Source organism: Nonomuraea bangladeshensis, from assembly GCF_039529455.1.
GTDB classification, from domain to species: Bacteria; Actinomycetota; Actinomycetes; order Streptosporangiales; family Streptosporangiaceae; genus Nonomuraea; species Nonomuraea bangladeshensis.
On the sequence record NZ_BAAAMV010000008.1, the window covers coordinates 148,025 to 170,958 of the forward strand.

Genomic DNA, 22,934 nt, shown 5'->3' on the forward strand with positions numbered 1-22,934 from the left:
CTCACGGGCCGGCGACCTCACAGGTCGGCCAGGCCGAGCTGGCGGGCGATGAGCATCCGCTGCACCTCGCTGGTGCCCTCGCCGATCTCCAGGATCTTCGCGTCGCGGTAGAAGCGGCCGACGGGGAACTCGTTCATGAAGCCGTAGCCGCCGAACACCTGGGTGGCGTCGCGGGCGTTGTCCATGGCGGCGTTGGAGGAGACCAGCTTGGCGATCGCGGCCTCCTTCTTGAACGGCATCCCGGCCAGCATGCGCTCGGCCGCGTGGTAGTAGGCCAGGCGGGCGGTGTGGGCGCGGGCCTCCATGTCGGCGACCTTGAACTGGATGGCCTGGTAGTGCCCGATGGGGTTGCCGAAGGCCCGGCGTTCCCTGACGTACTTCAGGCACTCGTCCACGCAGCCCTGGGCCAGGCCCACGCTGAGGGCGGCGATCGCGATGCGGCCCTCGTCCAGGGTCTGGAGGAACTGGGCGTAGCCGCGGCCGCGCTCGCCGAGCAGGTTGGCCGCGGGCACCCGGCAGTCGGAGAAGGACAGCTCGCGGGTGTCGGAGGCGTTCCAGCCGACCTTGGAGTACTTCTTCGACACGGTGAAACCGGGCGTCCCCGCCGGTACGAGGATCGTGGAGATCTCCCGCTCGCCGGTGAGCGCGGCCACGCCGACGACGCTGGTGATGTCGGTGCCGGAGTTGGTGATGAACGCCTTCGACCCGTTGATCACCCATTCGTCCCCGTCGAGCACGGCCGTGGTGCGCATGCCGCCGGGCACGTCGGTGCCGCCGCCCGGCTCGGTCAGGCCGAACGCGCCGAGCTCCGCGCCGGAGGCGAGCCTGGGCAGCCAGTGGGCGCGCTGCTCCTCGGTGCCGAAGCGGTAGATGGGCATCGCGCCGAGCGAGACCGCCGCCTCCAGGGTGATCGCCACGCTGGAGTCCACGCGGGCCAGCTCCTCCAGGGCCAGGCACAGGGCGAAGTAGTCGCCGCCCATGCCGCCGTACTCCTCGGGGAAGGGCAGGCCGAACAGGCCCATCGCGCTCATCCTGGCCACGATGTCGTAAGGGAACTCGCCGCGCTCGTAGTAGTCGCCGATCACGGGGGCGACCACGTCGCGGGCGAACGTCTCGACCGTCTTGCGCAGCTCTTCGTACTCGTCCTTGAGCATGTCAGCCTTTCGCGAGCGCCTGTACGACGCGGGATGGGCTGGGCCGGCCGAGCAGCCCGGCCAGCCAGGTGCTGGTGGCGACGAGCTTGCCCAGGTCGAGCCCGGTGTCGATGCCGAGTCCCTGCAGCATCCAGACGAGGTCCTCGGTGGCGAGGTTGCCCGTGGCGGACTCGGCGTAGGGGCAGCCGCCGATGCCGCCGGTGGAGGCGTCCACGGTGGTCACGCCGGCGCGGAGCGCGGCCAGGGTGTTGCCGAGGGCCTGGCCGTAGGTGTCGTGGAAGTGCACCGCCAGCCGCTCAGGCGAGCGGAACGCCTTGATGAGCGCGGTGACGTGGCCCGGCGTGCCGACGCCGGTGGTGTCGCCGAGCGAGAGCTCGTGGCAGCCGAGCCCGAGCAGCCGTTCGCCCACCCGGACGACCTGCGCGATCGGGGTCGGCCCCTCCCAGGGGTCGCCGAAGCACATCGACACGTACGCGCGCACCCGCACGCCGTTGTCGAGCGCCCTGGCGACGACCGGCTCGAACATCTCGAACTGGCTCTCCAGGCTGCGGTTGAGGTTCTTGGCGGCGAAGGTCTCGGTTGCGCTGGCGAACACGGCGATCTCGGCCACGCCGCGGTCGAGCGCCCGGTCCAGGCCGCGCTCGTTCGGCACCAGGACCGGGTAGCGGACGCCCGGCCTGCGGTGCAGCCGGGTCAGCAGCTCGTCGGCGTCGGCGAGCTGCGGCACCCACTTGGGGTGGACGAAGCTGGTGGCCTCGATGACCTTGTGTCCGGCGTCCGCGAGCCGGTCGATGAACTCGGCCTTCACCTCGACGGGCACGATCGCGGACTCGTTCTGCAGGCCGTCGCGCGGCCCGACCTCGTAGACGGTGACCTGCTTGGGAAGGCCGTCCAAGGGATGCGGCATCTAGTCCTCCTCGGGGGTCACGACGGCCAGCACGGCGTCCATGTCGACCGGCTGGCCGGGCTGGACCGGGAGGTCGGTCAGCACGCCGGCGCACGGGGCGGTGACGGCGTGCTCCATCTTCATGGCCTCGACGACGATGAGCGGCTGGCCGGCGCTCACCCGGTCACCCGGCTGGGCCTTGACGACGAGGACGGTGCCCGGCATCGGGCTGCGCACCACGCCGTCGCCGGAGGCTGCGGCTCCGGGGCGGTCGCCGGGGTCGCCGATCAGGTGGCGGGTGAACGCCCACGCCCGGCCGTCGTGGCCGAGCCAGAGCGTGTCGCCGTCGCGGGCGCACAGGTAGCGTACGGTCCGGTCGCCGAGCGTGACGGCCACCTCCGGGCCCTCCGCGCGCAGGCGGGCGGGCACCGGGCGCTCGTCCATCAGCACCTCGGCCGACTCGGCGGGCAGGCCGCGGACCCGTACCTCGTGGACGCCGTCCCTGGACGCGAGCCGCCAGGTCGTCCAGGCCCGCTCGCCGACCCGCCAGCCGTCGGTGACCTCCCACGGGTCGTCGCCCTGCGGCAGCGCGTGGAAGACCAGCCCGGCCGCGGCGAGCACGCCGGCGGGGGCGGCGGCGTCGGTGACCAGCTCGGGCAGGGCCCGCTCGACCAGGCCGGTGTCCAGCTCGCCCGCGCGTACGGCGGGGTGGGCGGCCAGGGCGCGCAGGAACGGCACGTTGGTCACCACGCCCAGCACGGTGGTGCCGGCGAGGGCGCGGTCGAGGGCGCGCAGCGCGGCCTTCCGGTCGGGGGCCCAGGCCACCACCTTGGAGAGCATGGGGTCGAACTCGCTGCCGACGACCCCGCCCTCGGACAGCCCGGAGTCCGTACGGACCAGCGGGCCGGAGCCGGCCGCGTGAGCGGCGGGACCGGGGACGCCGGGCTCGCGGAGCAGCAGGACGCGCCCGCCCGTCGGCAGGAAGCCGCGCGAGGGGTCCTCGGCGTAGACGCGGGCCTCGACGGCGTGCCCGCTCAGCCGCACCTCGTCCTGGCCGAACGGCAGCGGCTCGCCGGCCGCCACCCGGAGCTGCAGCTCCACCAGGTCGAGGCCGGTCACCAGCTCGGTGACGGGGTGCTCGACCTGGAGGCGGGTGTTCATCTCCATGAAGTGGTAGGCGCCGGTGGCGCCGTCCACGATGAACTCGACCGTGCCCGCGCCGACGTAGCCGACCGCCCGCGCCGCCTCCACGGCCGCCGCGCCCATACGGGCCCGCAGCTCGGGGGTGACGAACGGCGACGGCGCCTCCTCGATGACCTTCTGGTGCCTGCGCTGCAGGCTGCACTCGCGCTCGCCCAGATGCACCGCGCCGCCGAGGGAGTCGGCCAGCACCTGGATCTCGATGTGGCGGGGGCTGTCGACGTACCGCTCGATGAGCAGCGTCGCGTCGCCGAACGCGGCCCGCGCGGTCCGCCGCGCCGAGGCCAGCGCGTCGGGCAGCTCCGCGGCCGAGCGCACCAGCACCATGCCCTTGCCGCCGCCGCCCGCGGACGGCTTGATGAGGGCCGGGAAGTCGCGCCACTCCTCCAGCACGTCGCCGGGCTCGGCCCCGCCCGGCACCACCGGCACCCCGGCGGCCGACACCGTGGCCTTGGCCCGGATCTTGTCGCCCATGGCGTCGATGGCCTCGGCCGGCGGCCCGACGAACGCCGCACCAGCGGCGGCGCAGGCCCGCGCGAAGGCGGCGTTCTCGGCCAGGAACCCGTAGCCGGGGTGCACGGCCTGTGCCCCGGACGCGAGCGCCGCCCCCGCGATCGCGTCGGCGTCGAGGTAGCTCGGCACCTCCAGGGCGAGGTCCGCCTCGCGTACGTGCCGGGCGCCGGCGTCGGACGGCGTGTGCACGGCCACCGCCGTGACGCCGAGCCGGCGCAGCGTGCGGGCGATCCGTACGGCGATCTCGCCCCTGTTGGCGATGAGAACACGGTCGAACAGCATGATCACATCCGGAAGACGCCGTATCCGGCGGGTTCGAGCGGGGCGTTGGCCGCCGCGGACAGCGCCAGGCCGAGGACGGTGCGGGTGTCGAGCGGGTCGATCACGCCGTCGTCCCACAGCCTGGCCGTGGAGTAGTACGGGTTGCCCTGGTGCTCGTACTGGGCCCTGATGGCGTCGGCGTCGGCGGTGCCGACGGTGGTGAGGACGTTCGCGGCCTGCTCGCCGCCCATCACGGAGATGCGGGCGTTGGGCCACATCCACAGGAAGCGCGGCGCGTACGCCCGGCCGGCCATCGCGTAGTTCCCCGCCCCGAACGAGCCGCCGATGACCACGGTGAACTTGGGCACCCGCGCGCAGGAGACGGCGGTGACCATCTTCGCGCCGTGCTTGGCGATGCCGCCCGCCTCGTACGCCTTGCCGACCATGAAGCCGCTGATGTTCTGCAGGAACACCAGGGGGATGCGGCGCTGGTCGCACAGCTCGATGAAGTGGGCGCCCTTCATGGCCGACTCGCTGAACAGGATGCCGTTGTTGGCCACGATGCCGACCGGGTGGCCGTGCAGGTGGGCGAAGCCGGTGACGAGGGTGTGGCCGTACTCGGCCTTGAACTCCAGGAAGCGCGAGCCGTCCACGAGGCGCGCGATGACCTCGCGCACGTCGTACGGCTGGCGGGTGTCGGCCGGGACGATGCCGTACAGGTCGCGGGGGTCGTGGCGGGGCGGCTCCGGCGTGACCACCGGCCAGGGCCGCTCGGCGCGCGGGGCGAGCGTGGAGACGATGTCGCGGACGATGGCGAGGGCGTGCGCGTCGTCCTCGGCGAGATGGTCGGTGACGCCGCTGACCCGGGCGTGCAGGTCGCCGCCGCCCAGCTCCTCGGCCGTGACCTCCTCGCCGGTGGCCGCCTTCACCAGCGGCGGGCCGCCCAGGAAGATCGTGCCCTGGCCGCGGACGATGACCGCCTCGTCGCTCATCGCGGGGACGTACGCGCCGCCCGCCGTGCACGAGCCGAGCACGGCGGCGATCTGCGGGATGCCGCGGGCGGACATGGTGGCCTGGTTGTAGAAGATGCGGCCGAAGTGGTCGCGGTCGGGGAACACCTCGTCCTGCCGGGGCAGGAACGCGCCGCCGGAGTCCACCAGGTAGACGCAGGGCAGGTGGTTGTGCAGGGCCACCTCCTGCGCGCGCAGGTGCTTCTTGACGGTCATCGGGTAGTAGGTGCCGCCCTTGACCGTCGCGTCGTTGGCGACGATCACGCACTCGCGGCCCGAGACCCGGCCGACGCCCGTGATGATCCCGGCGGCCGGCGCCTCGTCGTCGTACAGGCCGTTCGCGGCCAGCGGCGACAGCTCCAGGAAGCGCGAGCCGGGGTCCAGCAGGCCGTCCACGCGGTCGCGCGGCAGCAGCTTGCCCCGCTCGACGTGCCGCCGCCGCGACCGCTCGGGGCCGCCGGGCGCGGCGGCGGCGAGGCGGTCGAGCAGGTCGGCGGCCAGGCGTTCGTTGATCTCGGTGTTGCGCTTGTACGCCTCCCCCGCCGGGTCGGCGGCCGAGCCCAGCACCGGCCAGTCGCTGCTCATGCGTCCCCTCTCATGCCCTCATGGCTCGAATGTTAGCGAGCGTTAACGTCATCGTCTAGCATGTGAGACGTGACCAGCACCTCCGCCACCCCTGCCCGCTCCCGGCGCAACAGGCGTGCGGAGATCCTGGAGGCGGCGGCCCGGCTGTTCGCGGCACGGGGCTTCCACGGCGTCCCGATCGAGGAGATCGGCGGCGCGGTCGGCGTCTCCGGCCCCGCGCTCTACCGGCACTTCAGCGGCAAGGAGGCGCTGCTGGCCGAGATGCTGCTCGACGTCAGCTCGCGGCTGCGCGAATCCGCCGTGGCCGTCGTGACCTCCTCCCCCGGGCCGGAGCAGGCCCTCGACGCGCTGCTCGACGTGCAGATCACCTTTGCCACCGAGCAGCCGGCGCTGATCGTCGTGCACGACCGGGAGCTCGGCAACGTGCCCGAGCCGCACCGGCGGCAGATCAGGCGGCTGCAGCGGCTGTACGTCGAGGAGTGGGTGACCGTGCTGGCCGAGCTGCATCCCGCGTGCCCGGCCGCCCGGCTGCGGGCCGCCATGCACGCGGTCTTCGGGCTGCTCAACTCGACCCCGCACAGCGCGGGCGAGCTGCCCGGCGGGGACATGCGGCCGCTGCTGCGCGCGATGGCCCGCGCGGCGATCGACGCCGCTGTTAACGCTCGCTAACACTTCCGTTGTCGTGGTGCGCGCCGACTAGGACTGACTTTCGCATCTCCCTGCGCTCGATCAAGTACGGAGGGTAACTTTCCCGATGTGGCCGCGCGGCTTCCCTCCGTCCTCCCTCCGCAGTAAGGAGCGCACCGAATGTTGGATCTCCAGAAGAAGTACGATGACCTGGAAGTGCGGGTCACGGCACTGGAAGCGGCTACTGTAAGCGGCGTGCCACAGCTCACCATCGCCGACCGGATCGACACGCTGCACCGGCGCGTGGACGACGTCGCCGAGAACCTCCTCGACAAGATCGACCGCGAGGTCGGCGCACTCAGGTCCGAGATGAGGGCGGGCTTCGCCAGAATCGACCAGCGATTCACCCAGATCGACCAGAAGTTCGCCCAGATCGACGAGCAATTCGTCAACATCGACCAGCGGTTCGTCCAAGTCGACCAGCGGTTCGCTCAGATCGATCAGCGGTTCGAGCAGGTCGATCAGCGGTTCGACCAAGTCGACCAGCGGTTCGCTCAAATTGACCAGCGGTTCGAGCAGGTCGACCAGAAGTTCGCTCAGGTCGACCAGCGGTTCGACCAGATCGACGAGAAGTTCGCTCAGGTCGACCAGCGGTTCGACCAGATCGACCAGAAGTTCGCTCAGATCGATCAGAAGTTCGTCGAGATCGACGGGCGCTTCGCCAGGGTGGAGGAAAGGCTCGACAGGCTCGAGAAGCGGCTCGACTCGCATGACGATCGCTTCGATCGCCTGGAGTCGATTCTCGGCCGGATCGAGAGCAAGCTCTCCAACTAGCAGCCGGCGACACGAAAAGGCCCGGAGCCGAAGCTCCGGGCCTTTTCCTGCCTACCTGCGGGTCACCCGGACATAATCCGTACGGCTGGAAGACCCGTACGTGTCGTCGTCACCCTTGAACACGAACTTCCAGCGCCCCGAGTCCCAGGCCCTGGCCTTCACGTAGAGGCGCCCGCTGTCACTCGACCGGAACGCCTTCACGTACTCCCACTTCTTCGACCCGGCCTTCTTGAAGTACAGCCCGACCTTGCCGCTGTACCCCTCCCAGCCGTCGTCGTCGGCGATCTGCAGCCGCCCCTTGAACCTCAGATACTTGCCGCGCTTCACCGGCTCCGCATAGGCGTTGAACCCGATGATCCGGCTGTCCGCCCTGCTCACCGCGGGCGGCGGGGCGGGCTGTTCGACCGTCACCCAGTCGGCGTCGCTGACGCTGCCGTTCACGCCGCGGGTGCCCGCGTACTCGGCCCGCCACCAGCCGGAGGCGACGGCGGTGGCGGAGGCCCAGAAGCGGCCGTCCCTGCCGGTCACCGCGCTGGTCACGTCCTCCCAGCGGGAGGAGCCCGCGGCCCTGAAGGACACGGTGACGCGCTGCCCGGCGAGCCCGTCGCGGCGCTCGGCCCTGAGCGTGCCGGTGAACGTCAACCGGTCGCCCTTGTCGACGGGCTCGGGCCGGGCGTCGAAGCCGTCGATCCTGCTGTCGGCGTTCGGGCGCCTGACGGCCACGCCGGCGAGGTCGCTGACGGAGCCCTTCGCGGCGGCGGTGGCGGCGAACACGGCGCGGAACGTGCCGCTCGTCCGGATCCGCACCCCGTCGCCGAACCAGCCGTCCTTCCCGGTCGTCGTTCTCGCGACCTCGCGGAAGTCGCCGGAGTGGCGGCCGCGGAACTGGAGGGAGACGGTCTGTCCCGCGTACCCCTTGCCGTCGGCGAGCAGGCGCCCGAAGACCTTGACCACGTCACCGCGGTCGGCCTCGCGCGGCCGGACGCCGAAGGAGGCGAACTTGGTGTCGAGCGCCTTCTTGACGACCACGTCGAAGGTCCCGGAGGCGGACTTCTCCTGGCCGCCGCCCGTGGCCGTGGCGAGGTAGCTCCACGTTCCGGTGGGCGAGGTCTCGAACTTCCTGGTGCCGGTCCACTTGACCCAGTCGCGTACCGGCGTCCTCGTCAGCTCGCCTATGGAGGTGTAGACCCCCGCGGGCGGCTTGAGCTGGAGGGTGGCCTTGTCCGCGTTCTTCGTGAAGACGGTGAAGGTGGCGGTGACCGGGCCGCCGGTCACGTCGAGCGGCGATGCGGGGCTGATGACCACCCTGCCGATCTCGACGGGTTTCTGCGGGGCCGCCGACGCGGCTGCCGGCGCGAGGGCGACCAGGGCCCCTGCGCCGATCATCACGGCGAAGGCGGTGACACGAAGGCGTTGTAACATGCGGGTTCCTTTCTGGAGACCCCAGTGCTTCAACGCGGCATTGAGGGTGCCACGTGTGTCTCCTTTAGAGACGCCCAGGTGAGTGGCGAGGTTCGAAATACTGACAAACGGTTATAGATAAGGGTCTATAACGACCGGACCGCAACCTGTCCCCACGCGTCGGGCAGACGCCGGGCCCGATGACAGACATAATCGGGGTGTGGCGCGGGACACTGTTGAAACACATTTCACCGAAGCCGTCGCGACCCTTGAAGCGGGCCCCCCGCGAGATCCGGCCCTGCCGGTCCGGGAGGGGACGACGCTGACCGGCGAGCGATGCCGGGCGCTGTTCCGGCGCCAGCTCGACAGCCGGCTGCTCGACATCGCCGCCCGCTGGCTGCGCGAGCAGAACGAAGGCTTCTACACGATCGGCTCGGCCGGGCACGAGGGCAACGCCGCGGTCGCCGCCGCGCTGCGGCCCACCGATCCCGCGCTGCTCCACTACCGTTCCGGCGCGTTCTACCTCACCCGCTCCGAGCAGAAGGGCCGGCTGCCCGAGCAGGGGCTGCGCGACGTCCTCATGGGCCTGAGCGCGGCGGCCGACGAGCCGATCGCGGGCGGCCGGCACAAGGTGTTCGGCCATCCCGAGCTGGCGGTCATCCCGCAGACCTCGACCATCGCCAGCCACCTGCCGAGGGCCGTGGGCATCGCCTTCGCCGTCGAACGCGCCAAGGCGCTCGGCGCGCCCTGCGCGTGGGAGCCCGACGCGGTGGTGGTGTGCAGCTTCGGCGACGCCTCGATCAACCACGCGAGCGCGCTGTCGGGCCTCAACCTCGCCTCCTACGCCACCTTCCAGGGGCAGGCGCTGCCGATCCTGTTCGTGTGCGAGGACAACGGGCTCGGCATCAGCGTACGCACGCCCAAGGGCTGGGTGGCGGCGGCCGCGCGGCGACCCGGCATCGAGTACTTCGCGGCCGACGGGTGCGACCTGGCCGACGCCTACGACGCCGCCGCGCGCGCGGTCGAGCACGTACGCACCCGCCGCTCCCCCGCCTTCCTGCACCTGTCGACGGTGCGGCTCATGGGGCACGCCGGGTCCGACGTGGAGGCGGCCTACCGCACCCAGCGCGACATCCGCGCCGACCTGGCCCGTGACCCGCTGCTGCGCACCGCCGCGATGCTCGTCGAGGCCGGCCTGGAAACCCCGGACGAGCTGCTCAAAAGGTACGAGAGCGCACGCGAGCACGTGCTGCGCATCGCCCTGGAGACCACCCGCCACCCGCGGCTCGGCACCGCCAAGGAGATCAAGGAGCCGCTCGCGCCGCGCGACCCCGACCTGATCGCCCGCATCAGCCCGGTGGCGGCCCCGCCCGCGGCCAGGGAAAAGGCGTTCGCCGGGGCGCTGCCCGAGCTCGACAAGCCGCTCACGCTCTCCCAGTCGATCAACCGCACGCTCGCCGACGCGCTCGCCGTCCACCCCGAGATGCTGGTGTTCGGCGAGGACGTCGCGCGCAAGGGCGGGGTCTACGGGGTGACGCGGGGGCTGCAGAAGCGCTTCGGCGCGGGCCAGGTGTTCGACACGCTGCTGGACGAGCAGGCCATCCTGGGGCTGGCGCTCGGGTCGGGGGTGTCGGGGCTGCTGCCGGTGCCGGAGATCCAGTATCTCGCCTACCTGCACAACGCGCTCGACCAGATCCGCGGCGAGGGGGCGACGCTGTCGTTCTTCTCCCGCGGCGCCTACCGCAACCCGATGGTGGTGCGGGTGGCGGGCTACGCCTACCAGAAGGGGTTCGGCGGCCACTTCCACAACGACAACTCGGTGGCGGCGCTGCGCGACATCCCCGGCCTGGTCATCGCCTCGCCGGCGCGGCCGGACGACGCCTCGGCGATGCTGCGCACGTGCCTGGCGGCGGCGCGGGCGTGCGGGACGGTCGCGGTGTTCCTGGAGCCGATCGCGCTCTACCACACGCGCGACCTGTTCGAGGAGGGCGACGGGGGCTGGCTGGCGCCGTACGCGCCGCCGTCGCGCTGGGCCGAGACGCACGTGCCGATCGGACGGGCCCGCTCCTACGGCGACGGGCGCGACCTGACGATCGTGACGTTCGGCAACGGGGTGCGGATGAGCCTGCGGGCCGCCGTGCGGCTCACCCAGGAGGGCTACGGCTGCCGCGTCCTCGACCTGCGCTGGCTCGCGCCGCTGCCGGTGGAGGACCTGGTGCGGGCCGCGGAGCTGACGGGGAAGGTGCTGATCGCCGACGAGACCCGGCACTCCGGCGGCGTCTCCGAGGGCGTGCTGGCGGAGCTGGCGGACGCCGGGTTCACCGGGCAGGTGGCGCGGGTGACGTCGGACGACAGTTTCATCCCGCTGGGCGGGGCCGCCGATCACGTGCTGCTGTCGGAGGCCGAGATCGAGCAGGCGGCCCGCAAGCTCCTCGGATGAGGCTTCAGAGCGGGTTCATCAGGTAGGCCCCGAACACCGCCGCCGTCACCGCCACCACGAAGAAGAAGAACACGAAGAAGCCGCCCGGCAGGATCGTCAGCCGGGCGAGCTGGTCGGCGTCGGAGTCCCTGGCCTGCCTGCGGCGCCGCTTCTGCTGCAGCTCGATGATCGGCCGGATCCCGCCGAGCAGCAGGAACCACACGGCGACGAAGGCGACGCCCTGCTGGACGGCGGCGGGGGCGTACATGCTGAGCGCGAACACCGCGCCCCCGGTGGCGAGGAGGATCAGCGCGCCGTAGAGGTTGCGGATCAGCAGCAGCATGCAGACCAGGAACAGCAGCACCGTCCAGATCAGCAGCGTGATCCGCCCCTGCTGGGTCAGCCACGCGGCGGCCAACCCGAGCAGCGGGGGCGCGAGGTAGCCCGCCATCGCGGTCAGCACCATGCCGGGCCCGGTCGGCCTCCCCCTGGTGAGCGTCACGCCGGAGGTGTCGGAGTGGAGGCGGATGCCCTCCAGCTTGCGCCGGGTGACCAGCGCCATGAGCGCGTGGCCGCCCTCGTGGGCGATCGTGATCAGGCCCCGGGAGACCTGCCAGGGCATGCGGAAGGCGACGATCGCGAGCGCGACCAGAGCCGAGACCACCACGACCCAGGGGTGGGGGTCAGGCTGAACCTTGATCAGGTGGGCCCAGAGCTTGTCCATCGAGACAGAACCCTATCGAGGTAAAGTCACGGCCGTGGTCACGGAACGACATTCTGACCAGGGGGTGCCGGAGTGGTGGCGGCGGCTCGGGCTGCCCGGCCTGGTCGACCTGCACGTGCACTTCCTGCCGGAGCGGATGGAGCGGCGGGTCTGGCATCACTTCCGTCACGGCGGGCCGCTGATGGGCGAGGGCTGGCACATCGCGTACGAGTGGCCGGTGGCGGAGCGGGTGGCGCACCTGCGGGCGATGGGGGTGCGGAGCTTCCCCGCGCTGGCGTACGCGCACAAGCCGGACATGGCGGCCGACCTGAACGCCTGGACGATGGATTTCGCCCGCCGTACACCGGGTTGTCTCCCGTCGGCGACCTTCTACCCGGAGCCTGGGGTGGTGGCGTACGTGCGGCGCGCCCTGGACGACGGGGCCCGCGTCTTCAAGGTGCACCTGCAGGTCGGCGGGTTCGATCCGCGGGTCCCCGAGCTGTCGGAGGTCTGGGGGCTGCTGGCGGAGTCGGGCGTGCCCGTCGTGGTGCACGCCAGCTCGGTGCCGGTGCCCGGCGGGCACGTCGGCGCGGAGCCCATCGGCGAGGTGCTGCGCCGCCATCCCCGGCTGCGCCTGGTGATCGCGCACCTCGGCATGCCGGAGTACGACCCGTTCTTCGAGCTGGCCCTGCGCTACGAGCGGGTGGCGCTGGACACCACGATGGCGTTCACCGACTTCAGCGAGCGGGGCATGCCGTTCCCCGCCCGGCTCCGCCCCGCGCTGCTTGATCTGGGACTTGCGGGGAAGGTGATCCTCGGCAGTGACTTCCCGACCATCCCCTACCCCTACGCGCACCAGCTCGACGCGCTCGCCCGCCTGGACCTCGGCGAGGACTGGCTCAGGGCCGTGTGCTGGCGCAATGGGCGGGCCGTGATCTGATATGAAGGTGAACGAACGTCACATGGCGCTGATCAGCGCTTTCTTCGACGCGCTGGGGCGAAACGACCTCGCGGCCATGGAGAGCTGCTACCACCCCGAGGTCAGCTTCGGCGACCCCATCTTCCAGGAGATCGAGGGCCGCGACCGGGTGATGCGGATGTGGCGGCTGCAGCTCGGCGTGCGCGACGGGTTGCGGTCCGCCTACAGGGACGTATGGGCCGACGACCACACCGGCACCGCGCGCTGGACCGCCCGCTACACCTTCTCCAGCACGGGGCGGGAGGTGGTCAACGAGGTGGAGGCGCTGTTCAGGTTCGAGGACGGGCTGATCGTGCGGCACCACGACGAGTTCGACTTCAAGCGCTGGTCGAGGATGGCGCTCGGCCGCCCGCACGGGCTGCTGTTCGGGTGGACGCCGATGTGGCGCAAGACCATCAGGGATCGGGCGACGCAGCAGCTCGACGCGCTCGCCTAGGAGAGGATCGGAGGGGCATGGCCAGGGTCAGGAGTCTGCGCCGCGGCGGTGACGCGCGCGAGGAGCCGCCCGAGCACTCGATGGACCCGCGGGCCACCGAGGAGCCCCCCTACCAGCCCACTGTCATCGACAACGCCATCTACCGCGACGGCGAGCGGGTCGACAACCCCGGCTCGCTCGCCGACGCCTTCGAACGGCTCAAGGACATGCCGGGCAGCATGGCCTGGATCGGCCTCTACCGGCCGAAGGAGTGGGAGCTGGTCAAGCTCGGCGAGGAGTTCAAGCTGCACGAGCTGGCGCTGGAGGACGCCATCGTCGGCTCCCAGCGCCCCAAGGCCGACCGCTACGGCGACACGCTCTTCGTGGTGCTGCGCGCCGCGCGCTACCTCGACGAGGCGGAGGAGGTCGCGTTCGGCGAGCTGCACGTCTTCGTCGGCCCCGACTTCGTGATCACCGTACGGCACGCGGAGGCCCCCGACCTCCAGGGCGTCCGGAGGCGCATGGAGTCCGACCCCGACCTGCTGCGGCAGGGCCCGCAGGCGGTGCTCTACGCGATCGTCGACGCGGTCGTGGACGGCTACGCCCCTGTGGTGGCCGGGCTGCAGAAGGACATCGAGGAGATCGAGGCCCAGGTCTTCAGCGGCGACCCCTCGGTCTCGCGGCGCGTCTACGAGCTGTCCGGCGAGGTCATCGAGTTCCAGCGGGCCACCGCGCCGCTCGTCGGCATGATCCACGGCTTCATCGCCGGAGCCCCCAAGTACGGACTCAACGACGAGCTGCAGAGCTACCTGCGTGACGTGGCCGACCACGCGATCACGGTGTCGGAGCGGGTGTCATCCTTCCGGCAGATGCTCCAGAACATCCTGGTCGTCAACTCCACGCTGGTCACCCAGGCGCAGAACGCCGAGATGGCCCGGATGACCGAGGCCAGCATCCAGCAGGGCGAGGAGGTCAAGAAGATCTCCGCGTGGGCGGCCATCCTCTTCGCGCCCACGCTGGTCGGGACGATCTACGGGATGAACTTCGACTTCATGCCGGAGACGCACTGGGCGTTCGGCTATCCGTTCGCGATCGTGCTGATGGCGGCCGTCTGCCTGGTGCTCTACATGGTCTTCAAGCGGCGCGACTGGCTCTAGTATCCCACCTCATGATCTCTCGTTTACCGGCGGCCGCGTTCGCCGCCGCCCTGACCCTGCTGTCCACCGCGACCGCCGCGCACGCCGCGCCCGTGACGGGCGCGCCCGAGCTCACGCACAACGCCCTCTACAAGGCGGCCAAGCTGCCCAAGGTCGGCTGCGGGCTGAAGAAGGGCACGACCGCGGCCTCCACGAGGAAGTACGTCACCACGCTCGTCGGCTGCCTCAACAAGGCGTGGAAGCCGGCGATCAAGGACTTCACGCCCGTGGAGGTGCAGTTCAAGGAGTCCAAGGACAAGAAGTCCTGCTCCACGGGCCTGGAGGTGTCGGGCTCGTTCTCGGAGATCTGCGCCACGGCCGTACGGGTGCGCCTCGCCGACGACTGGATCAAGGCGAAGGACGACAGGAAGGTGTTCACGTCCGTGGTCAGGACGTGGAGCGGGGTCGTGACCGGCCAGACCGGCATCGGCCGGGCCTGGTGGGGGCTGGAGAACGGCGGGGTCGAGACCGTCATGGACGAGCACAACCGCCGCTACTACCTGCAGCTCGACTGCTTCTTCGGGGTCTCGGCCAAGAGCCTCGGCCGGGTGGTCAAGGACTGGAAGCCCGTCCTCGGCATCCCGGACATCTGGAAGAACCGTTTCCACGGCAAGACGGCCAACCGCCTGTCCTGGGTGCGGGCGGGATACGAGACGGGCAAGCCGGGGGCGTGCAACACCTGGAAGGCGAGCTCGGCCAAGGTGGCCTGACGTCCTAGGGCTGTCACAGGGCCCCGACGACCAGGCCGACGAGGATCAGGGCGACGAGGGCGAGGCGTAAGGCGGCGAGCGCGCGCCGGTTGCCGTCCACTGCGGTCAGGGCTTCAGGCCGGCGTGCGTCTCCAGGCGTTCCAGGCGCTCCACGATCGGCCGCAGCTCGGCTTTGAGCTGGGCCTTGAGCGCGGCGGCCAGCTGTTCGGCCTGGCCGGGCGCGGGGGCGGGGGCGGCGGCCTGCTGGGTGTTGGCGCGCAGGTGCACGTACCCGGCCAGGGCCGCCGACACGGCGCGGCGGGTGAGGCGCGGCTCGGCGCCCAGGGCGCGCAGCACCTGCCCGGCCGTGCCGTCGGGCTCGGCGACCAGGCCGAGCAGCAGGTGCTCGCAGCCGACGTAGTTGTGGCCGAGCGCGATCGCCTCGGTGACGGCCAGTTCGAGGGCGTTGGCGGCGGGCGAGCTGAGCCGCCGCGAACCGGCCCCTGCCGGGTCGGCGTAGGCGGACTCGGCCGGGGCCGGGTCGGTGGCGGGCGGGACGTGCCGGTCGAGGTCGCGGCGCACCTGGTCGAGGCCGACCTCCATGGCGCGCAGCACGTGCAGGGCCAGGTTGGTGCCCTCGCTGAGCATGGCGTCGAGCAGGTGCCCGGTGCCGACCTCGGCGGTCCCCTGCGTGCGGGCGGCCTCGGCGGCGAGCTTGAGCACCGTACGGGTGCGGGCCGTGAGGTGGGTCAGCGCGCCGGTCGGCTGGTCCAGGTCGAGATCGCCGAGCGAGGTCTCCCTGATCGCGGTCACCCGGCGTACCGCCTGCTCCAGCGCCCGCTGGCAGACGGCGGACACCGGCACGCCGGCCTCCTTGACGGCCTCGGCGAGGTCGTCGGGCAGGTACACGTTGATCTTTGGCATACCCCCACCATAACCCTATTGGGGTTACACGTCCAGGGTCATAGTGGCGTCGAGTTCTCCGACTGTCGGTGGGAAGCCGTACCTTAGAGCGCGTGTCCCAACAGCCCCTGACCCTCGACGCCGTCCTCACCGACGAGGCGGTCCTGTCCACCTACCGCCGCATGTTCGCCGCGCTGGCCCGCGACAGCGGTGCCGTGGTCGACGACCCGGTGCTGGTCGACATCGCCGAGACGCTGTTCGCGGCGTTCGCGGAGGCGGGCGAGGAGTGGCTGACGCACGAGCAGATGCGCTTCGCCTGCCGCGCCTACCCCGGCGAGCAGTTCGACAACCGGCTGCGGGTGCTCAAGGGGCTCGGCGCGATCCGCGAGGTGTTCCCCAAGCCCAACCAGCTCCGCTACCGCGCCTCGTTCACCAGCGTCGTCGGGCTGATGTTCATCCGGCGCATGATGGACGACGGCGGGCAGTCGGAGATGCACCGGCTGCTCGCGCTCGAAGACCTCAACGTCGCCGACCCGCGCACCACCATGGAGGAGGCGCGGCAGAGCGCGGTCAACCTCGCGCGGGCGTTCCGGCTGTGGGCGCTGGAGCTGATCACGCTCACCACCGGCACCATCGAGGAGCTGCGCGAGCAGGCGCCCAAGCTGTGGGGCACCGAGGAGATCGCGCGGCGGGCGCAGGGCCTGCACGGCACCATCCTGACCCGCTGGCCCGAGCTCGACCGGGTCTGCACCGATCTGCGGGCCGCCATCTACGCCTACAGCGACGCCTCCCGGCGGGCGGCCGGGCGGCTGGCGGACTCGGCGGGCACCACCCGCAACCTCACGCTGCTGCCGACCGAGACGTGGCGCACCTTCTCGCAGACCGCGTCCAAGGAGCGGCTGGCCGCTGTGCTCGACGGGTTCGTCTTCGACGCGCCCGCGCCGTGGCACGATCCGGCCGCCATCGCGCGGGCCGTGGACGAGGCGCCTCGCCCGGCTCCCGCGCAGCCCACGCCGCCGCGCTCCACCCTGCCCGATCCCGGGCCGTCCGACTCGCTCGACACCTCGCCGGGAGCCGCCGTCGAGCGGCTGCGGGAGATGGCCGAGTCGCTGCTCGGCGGGTCCGCCCGGGTCGCGCTCGGCGACGTGCTCGGGCCCGACTGGGTGACCGCCCGGCGGGTGCTCGCCGACCTCACCAGCATCGATCTGCGGCCGGAGCTGCCCTACCGGCTGACCTGGAGCGACGAGCTGTCGGTCGATCCCGGGCGGGAGCCGGCCTGGCTGTCCTGCGGCCACCTGGAGCGTACGCGATGAGCACCGGTGAGGGGCAGGGGCTTACCGGGGAAGAGCGGGCCGCAGCGGGCCCGGACGCGAAAGGTCCGGTGGTGCGGGGGCCGGTTCCGGAGGGGCCGGTCGCGCATGTGCGGGCGCGGTCGGGCGGGCCGTTGCCGCTCGGGCCTGGGGCGCCCGCTCCGGCCGGGATGATACGGCTGACCTGGCCCGACTCCACCGGGCAGGCGCTGCCGGTGTGGCCCGACGGTGTGACGCCGGCGCTGCTGGAGGAATACCAGGTGGCGCCCGCGCCCGTGGAACGGGCCGGGGAGACGCGGCGGGTGCTGGCGGCCGTGCTCAAGTGCTGCTGGACCGACCTGTCGGTCGATCCTTGGCCGGGTACGCCCGCGCCGGTGGAGCTGGTGCTGGACACCTATCGGGCGCTGATCGGGCGTACCGACGACCTGATGCGCAACTGGGCCGTCGGGGCGCTGCGGCGGCTGCACGACTCGGCGTGGGTCGTCGTGGACGACGGTGTGGTCGTGCTCGGGCCGAGATGCGCGCTGTGGCCGGTGGAGGCGCACGCGCAACTCCAGGAGCTGGTGCGCCGGCTGCCCTCACCGGACCGGGCCGAGCTGACCGTGGTGGGCGACGCCGACATCGTGGCCGCCGCCATGCCCACGATGTCCAGCATGCCCGCCGAATCCGGAGAGTTCGTACAATCCGCCGGGCTCGCCGCGTCCGCAGAGGCCGCCGGGTCCGGTATGCCTGCCGCGTCCGTTCCAGATGCCGCCGCCGGTGGGCGGGCCGAGGGTGGGGGTGCCGGGTTCGATGACCTGCTCGGTGCGTACGACGAGCGGCGGCGGGCGGAGCTGGTGGCGGCTTACATGGTGGTGGAGCACGCGGCGGAGCCGGTGCAGGAGGTGCGCTTCGCCGCCCTGCGGGATCCGGCGCTGCGCCACACGCTGAGCGAGATGCTGGCCCGGCGCGGCCGGGTCCTCGTCCAGCACCGCGACCGCTGGATCTCGGGTTACGACGACGCCTGCGCGGCGATCCCGGCCGCCTCCGGCCCAGACGACCGCGCCGCCGAGACCCCGCCTTCCGTGGGCGGGGGGCGGCTCGGGGTGGCGGAGCGGGCGGTGCTGACGCTGGTGCTGGTGCACTCGGTGGCGATCCCGCGGGCCGAGGGGCTGCTGCCGGAGGACTCCTGGCTGTCGCCGCACCCCACCCCGGCCGACGAGCTGCGCCGGCACACGCAGCTGCCCATCGGGGAGCTGGAGGCGGCGCTCCGCACCCTGCGCCACGCCGGGCTGCTCGCGCAGGTGAAGGCCGGCGAGGAGGCGGGCGGCTACGTCCCTGGCCCGCAGTTCCACCGGCTCACCCCGGCGGCGCGGCGGCGGCTGCAGGAGGAGCTGATCCTCGCGGCCGGGCCCAACACGCCGCTGGCGGCGGCCGTACGGGCCCGCAGGTCGGCCAGATGACACGAACAGACACAGGCAGAGCCAGAGCAGCCACAACGGGCGGAAGGGTTACGGGGGTCACAGGTGTCGCAGGTGGAGAACGTCGTCGGAGACCGGGTGCTGATCGCCGTGCAGGCGGTCAACATCTCGCGGCTGTCCACCCATCCGGTGCCCACGGTCCCCGGCACGCTCATCGTGGTGGCGGGCGCCGGGCCGAAGGACTCCAACGGGGCGGGCAAGTCGTCGTTCATCGCCTCGATCACGGCGCTGCTGGGTGACGAGCAGTGGCGGTTCGCCTCGGGCGCGAAGGCGGTCTCCGAGCTGCTGTTCAACGCCGAGCTGGCGAGCGGCGCGGGCGGCCGGCAGTGGGCGAGCGCCGACCACGGCTACATCGTGGGCGTCTTCGCGCCACCCGGCATGAACGGCTTCCCCGACGACGACGCCCAGCCGGCCCAAGTGGACGAGCCGGACGCCGTGCCCGCTGACGAGCTGCTGCTGGTGGACTCGGGCGAGGCGGGCGGTGAGCTGTTCGAGGTGCCCGACACCTCCGGCGGCGCCCTCACGGTGTGGCTGCGCGTCAACCAGGAGGCGCCCCACCTGGAGATCCGCTGGCGTGAGGGCGTTCATCTGGCGGCGTCGCCGTCGGAGGCCGAGCGGGTGGCGCGGGCCGACGAGATCTGGGCGTCGCTGCCGAAGTCGGCGGGCAAGCGTGACGTCGTGGCGCGCGACCTGACCAAGGCGCTCTACGGCGACCGGGTCAGATGCGTGTCGTTCCTGTCCACGTCCGTACGCAGCAAGGTCGCCACGAACCTGCTCTCCCAGCCGCTCAACGAGATCTCCCCCGAGCGCGTCTTCGAGGCCATCGCCGCCCTGACCGGTCTGGACGCCGAGCTGGAGCAGGAGCGGGAGGCCCGCAGGGACGAGCACGCCAAGCGGGTGCGCGCGGCGCAGGCCGGCGAGCGGCTGGCGGAGTTCGAGGCGGAGTCGAAGGCGTTGCTGGGGACGTTCGACCGGCGGGACGAGGCGCGGGTCCGGCTGGCGGAAGCGTTGCGGTGCTGGCGGGGGCGGCAGGCGCGCAAGCTGGCCGACGCCGCGGCCAAGGACGACGCGCTGGCCGCCGAGCTCGACCGGCACCGCGCGGCCGGCGAGGCGGCGGGCGAGGCGATCGCCCTGGTCAGGGCCGAGATCGGCACGCTGCGCGAGGACACGCTCGACCGGCAGGTGTCCGAGGCGCGCAAGGAGCTGGCGGCGCTGCAGGCCAGGGCCGCCAAGCTGGACGCCGACCGGGCCGTGGCCGACAACTCCGCCGACGAGCTGCGCGGCCGGATCCCGGCGCTGGAGCAGAGCCGCAGGTTCGCCGACGGGCGGGACGTGCCCGCCGCCGAGCGGGAGCTGCGCGAGGCCAGGCTCCGGCTCAACGAGGCGCTGAAGGCGCTCGGCGTGGCCGACCAGGAGGTTGCGTCGGCGCAGGCGGCGCTGGACGACGCCGAGGGCGGGCCGGCCGCGGCCCAGCTCAACGCGCTCGCCGCGGCGGGCGTCGGCGCCACCGGCCTCCTCGACGCGCTCGACGTGGCCGAGCAGGCCCGCGACAACGCCGCGCACACGCCCGGACGGACGCGTACCGCCGGGCAGGCGGGCACTACCGGGCAGGTGGGGCGGTCGGTCGGGCAGGTGGTCGGGTTGCGGGGGTGGCCGCATGAGCATGCGGTCATCGTGGACGCCGCCCGGCTCGGCGAGGCGGCCGAGGCGTTGGCGGGGCTGCCGGGGTCGGTGCTGGTCAGCGCGGCCGGGGTGAGCGTGGTGGGGGCGTTCGAGGGGGTGGCGACCGGGCGGGAGGCTCGGATCAAGGCCGCCGAGCAGCGCCTGCACCGGGCCAAGGACGCGCAGGAGACGGCGGCCCAGGCCGTACACGACGCCGAGGAGGCCGTCGCCGAGGCGCAGCGGCGGCTGGACGGCGCCCAGGCCGGGGTGCGGCTGGCCGAGGTGGAGGCGAAGCTGGCCGAGCGGCGCGCCCGCCTGACCGAGCTCAACGCGGCCGTCGAGGAGCTGGCCCCCAAGGTCGCCGAGGCCGAGCGGCTGGCCGGCGCGCTCGACTTCCGGGCCCGCACCCGGGACATGGAGATCGAACGCCTGGAGGGCCGCAGACAGCGGCACGAGAGCGAGCGGGCGCAGGCCCGCGACCAGGAGGCGAAGGTCGCCGCCGAGCGGGAGGCGCTGCGCCTGGACGCGCTCGCCGCCGACTGGGGCGGCACGGCGGAGACCGCCAGGCAGTGGCTGGAGGCGCTGCCGGAGGATGAGCGGCCGCGCACCGCCGACGAGTGGTGGCGGGTCGCCGAACGCCACTTCGACCAGGCGCTGCGCGACACGTTCCCCGAGGAGGACGCCGAGATCCCCGAGGAGCTGGCCTTCCTGCTCAACGAGCGGGGCGGGAGCACGGCACGCGAGCAGGCCACGTTCGCGGCGGTGTGCGGGGCGCTCGCGTCCTATCTGCGCGCCCAGGAGGAGTACGAACGGCACCAGCGGCGGCAGATCGAGGCGCAGCTCGGCTCCCGGCAGCGCGACCTCTCGGCGGCGGCCCGGGGCGCCGAGGAGGCGGCGCAGTCCACGGCGGTGCACCGGGCGGCGCTGACCGCGGCGATCAGGGCGCGGCTGACGCGGGTGGCGGAGGAGTTCGACAAGCTCGACACCTCCTACGGCGGCTACGGCGCGACCCTGGAGTTCCCGGTGCCGCCCGCGCCCGCCGATCCCGAGCAGCGCTGGCAGTGGCGGGTCACGCCTAAGTGGCGGCGCGGCGAGGGCCAGGGGTTCGTGCCGTACAACCGGCGGGCCAACACCGCGCTCATGGACGAGAAGGCGGTCAAGCTGGTGTGCGCGGCCGCCATCGCCTCGTCCGGGGGCGGGCACCTGTGCCTGGTCCTCGACGAGCTGGGCCGCAACCTGGGCAAGGAGCACCGGCGGGAGGCGGTGGCGCTGTTCCGGCGGATCGGCGAGACCTACGGCATCACGGTGATCGGGGCGTTGCAGGACGACATGGAGCCGTACGCGATCGACGCCTGCGGCCAGTACGTCAAGCTGCGCCGGTCGTCGGACGCGATGCCGTACAACGAGCCGCCGGTGATCGTGGGCCACGACCAGCACGCGGAGCGGGTCCGGGCGCTGGCCGCGTACGTCGAGCGGACCGCTATCTGATCGGCGGGCCGGTGTAGGAGGCACGCAGGCGGAGGAGGCTGCCGCGCTCGTACTCCTCCATGGCGTGCGCCAGCCAGCCGGCCACCCGCGCGACCGCGAAGATCGCCTCGCCGGCTCCGGGAGTCATGCCGGCGACGGCGGTGAGGACGGCGAGGGCGAAGTCGACGTTGCGCTCGGGGAGCCGGCGCCGGCGCATCTCGGCGGCCAGCGCCTCGGCCGCGGCGATCCGATCGTGCCCGGGGACGGCCCGTTCGACCAGGTCGAGCAGGACGGCGCCGCGGCCGTCGCCGTTCTTGTAGACGCTGTGGCCGAAGCCGGGGACGCGCTCGCCGCGCCGGACCCGCTCGGCGACGGCGCGGGCGGCCTGGCCCGGCTCGGCGACCTCGCGGAGCAGCCGTTCGGCCCCGTACGACGCGCCGCCGTGCAGCGGGCCGCCCAGCACGCCGAGGCCGGTCAGCACCACCGCGTACGGGTCGGCCTTGGCGGAGGCGGCGACCCTGGCGGCCAGGGTGGAGGCGGCCAGTTCGTGGTCGGCGAGCAGGACCAGCGCGGCCCGCAGCGCGTCGAGCAGGGCGGGCGTCGCGGGCTGCGGGCACAGGCGGGACCAGAGCCGGGCGGCGATCGACTCGCCGGCGGGCTCGCTCAGGGCGGGGAGGGCGTCCACCAGGCCGGCGATGAGGCGGCGGCCGGTGGCGGCCACCGAGGCGCGGTCGAGCTGGAAGCGCAGCGAGTCGGACGCGCCGAGGACCGTGGTGATCACCTGGAGGCGGTCGAGCGGCAGGAGGTCGGCGGGCAGGTCCCGCTGCGCGGCCACCGCCGCCCGCAGCGCCTCCTCCTCACCCCGCCACGGCCCCCCGTCCCCGCCATCTGCCGAAGCGTCGGAGCCAGGCGGATGGGAGAGGGGGGCGGAGGTGGCGGTCCAGAGCCAGGTGGCGACGGTTTCGAAGGGGTGTCTTCTGGCCAGTTCCAGGGCGTCGGCCCCGCGATAGTACGGCCGGTCCACGCCCAGCGCCGTCACCGCCGACTCGATGACCAGCTCCGGCGGCTGGCTGCGCGGCCGGCCGCGGCGGGCGAGGCGTTCGATCTCCTCGGCGGAGAAGAGGCTGCGCCGCCCGTCGTCGGCGTGCCGCCGCTGCAGCACTCCCCTGCTCACGTACGCGTACAGAGTGGCCGGTTTCACCCCGAGCCGTTCGGCGGCCGTGGCCGCGTCGATCCACTCCATCGGACCCTTCCACGTTG

General features: G+C 72.6%; 18 protein-coding genes. 10 read left to right on the forward strand and 8 right to left on the reverse strand.

Annotated features, from left to right (window positions below):
• Positions 1–17 precede the first annotated feature (17 nt).
• The 4 genes from ABD292_RS26765 to ABD292_RS26780 are packed head-to-tail and all read right to left on the reverse strand — an operon-like array spanning position 18 to position 5,591.
• Entirely contained in the window at positions 18–1,154 is a 1,137-nt protein-coding gene (locus ABD292_RS26765) for an acyl-CoA dehydrogenase family protein (RefSeq protein ID WP_344211911.1), read from the reverse strand.
• Between the two features lies 1 nt (position 1,155).
• The gene (locus ABD292_RS26770; RefSeq protein WP_344211912.1) at positions 1,156–2,061 is read right to left on the reverse strand and encodes a hydroxymethylglutaryl-CoA lyase; all 906 of its coding nucleotides are present in this window, start codon (positions 2,059–2,061) and stop codon (positions 1,156–1,158) included.
• The gene (locus ABD292_RS26775) at positions 2,062–4,035 is read right to left on the reverse strand and encodes an acetyl/propionyl/methylcrotonyl-CoA carboxylase subunit alpha (RefSeq protein WP_344211914.1); all 1,974 of its coding nucleotides are present in this window, start codon (positions 4,033–4,035) and stop codon (positions 2,062–2,064) included.
• Between the two features lie 2 nt (positions 4,036–4,037).
• Positions 4,038–5,591: a carboxyl transferase domain-containing protein gene (locus ABD292_RS26780; RefSeq protein WP_425565185.1), complete on the reverse strand. Its 1,554-nt coding sequence runs from the start codon at positions 5,589–5,591 to the stop codon at positions 4,038–4,040.
• An 87-nt stretch (positions 5,592–5,678) separates the two neighbouring features.
• On the opposite strand from ABD292_RS26780, the gene ABD292_RS26785 reads away from it, so the two are divergent.
• Positions 5,679–6,278, forward strand: coding sequence for a TetR/AcrR family transcriptional regulator (locus ABD292_RS26785; RefSeq protein ID WP_344211918.1), 600 nt, complete (start codon positions 5,679–5,681; stop codon positions 6,276–6,278).
• Positions 6,279–6,416: 138 nt separating this feature from the next.
• A complete protein-coding gene (locus ABD292_RS26790) occupies positions 6,417–7,070 on the forward strand; it encodes a hypothetical protein (protein WP_344211920.1) in 654 nt (217 codons plus the stop codon).
• 51 nt (positions 7,071–7,121) lie between these two features.
• On the opposite strand, the gene ABD292_RS26795 is transcribed toward ABD292_RS26790, so the two are convergent.
• Positions 7,122–8,492: a hypothetical protein gene (locus ABD292_RS26795; RefSeq protein ID WP_344211922.1), complete on the reverse strand. Its 1,371-nt coding sequence runs from the start codon at positions 8,490–8,492 to the stop codon at positions 7,122–7,124.
• A 199-nt stretch (positions 8,493–8,691) separates the two neighbouring features.
• Between ABD292_RS26795 and ABD292_RS26800 the strand changes: the two genes are divergently transcribed.
• The gene (locus ABD292_RS26800) at positions 8,692–10,911 is read left to right on the forward strand and encodes a thiamine pyrophosphate-dependent enzyme (RefSeq protein WP_344211924.1); all 2,220 of its coding nucleotides are present in this window, start codon (positions 8,692–8,694) and stop codon (positions 10,909–10,911) included.
• Positions 10,912–10,915: 4 nt separating this feature from the next.
• Here ABD292_RS26800 and ABD292_RS26805 read toward each other — a convergent pair whose 3' ends face one another.
• Complete coding sequence (locus ABD292_RS26805) at positions 10,916–11,614, reverse strand: M50 family metallopeptidase (RefSeq protein WP_344211926.1); 699 nt, start codon at positions 11,612–11,614, stop codon at positions 10,916–10,918.
• Between the two features lie 34 nt (positions 11,615–11,648).
• On the opposite strand from ABD292_RS26805, the gene ABD292_RS26810 reads away from it, so the two are divergent.
• Genes ABD292_RS26810 through ABD292_RS26825 form a run of 4 tightly spaced genes read left to right on the forward strand, consistent with a single transcriptional unit; the run spans position 11,649 to position 14,893 of the window.
• Positions 11,649–12,533, forward strand: coding sequence for an amidohydrolase family protein (locus tag ABD292_RS26810; RefSeq protein ID WP_344211928.1), 885 nt, complete (start codon positions 11,649–11,651; stop codon positions 12,531–12,533).
• Between the two features lies 1 nt (position 12,534).
• Positions 12,535–13,008, forward strand: a complete 474-nt coding sequence (locus ABD292_RS26815) for a nuclear transport factor 2 family protein (RefSeq protein WP_344211930.1) — start codon at positions 12,535–12,537, stop codon at positions 13,006–13,008.
• 17 nt (positions 13,009–13,025) lie between these two features.
• On the forward strand, positions 13,026–14,144 hold the full coding sequence (locus ABD292_RS26820; RefSeq protein ID WP_344211932.1) for a magnesium and cobalt transport protein CorA: 1,119 nt from the start codon (positions 13,026–13,028) through the stop codon (positions 14,142–14,144).
• 11 nt (positions 14,145–14,155) lie between these two features.
• Entirely contained in the window at positions 14,156–14,893 is a 738-nt protein-coding gene (locus tag ABD292_RS26825; protein ID WP_344211934.1) for a hypothetical protein, read from the forward strand.
• Between the two features lie 105 nt (positions 14,894–14,998).
• Here the strand turns inward: ABD292_RS26825 and ABD292_RS26830 are convergent, their stop codons facing one another.
• Positions 14,999–15,796, reverse strand: coding sequence for a Clp protease N-terminal domain-containing protein (locus tag ABD292_RS26830; protein ID WP_344211936.1), 798 nt, complete (start codon positions 15,794–15,796; stop codon positions 14,999–15,001).
• A 92-nt stretch (positions 15,797–15,888) separates the two neighbouring features.
• Here ABD292_RS26830 and ABD292_RS26835 point away from each other — a divergent pair, with 92 nt between their 5' ends.
• From ABD292_RS26835 to ABD292_RS26845, 3 genes are all read left to right on the forward strand, one after another.
• A complete protein-coding gene (locus ABD292_RS26835) occupies positions 15,889–17,088 on the forward strand; it encodes a hypothetical protein (RefSeq protein ID WP_344211938.1) in 1,200 nt (399 codons plus the stop codon).
• Complete coding sequence (locus ABD292_RS26840) at positions 17,085–18,527, forward strand: hypothetical protein (RefSeq protein ID WP_344211940.1); 1,443 nt, start codon at positions 17,085–17,087, stop codon at positions 18,525–18,527. The genes ABD292_RS26835 and ABD292_RS26840 overlap by 4 nt, the downstream gene beginning before the upstream one ends.
• A gap of 72 nt (positions 18,528–18,599) precedes the next feature.
• Entirely contained in the window at positions 18,600–21,695 is a 3,096-nt protein-coding gene (locus ABD292_RS26845; RefSeq protein WP_344211942.1) for a coiled-coil domain-containing protein, read from the forward strand.
• Here the strand turns inward: ABD292_RS26845 and ABD292_RS26850 are convergent.
• Complete coding sequence (locus tag ABD292_RS26850) at positions 21,688–22,917, reverse strand: citrate synthase (RefSeq protein ID WP_344211944.1); 1,230 nt, start codon at positions 22,915–22,917, stop codon at positions 21,688–21,690. The genes ABD292_RS26845 and ABD292_RS26850 overlap by 8 nt on opposite strands.
• Positions 22,918–22,934 lie beyond the last annotated feature (17 nt).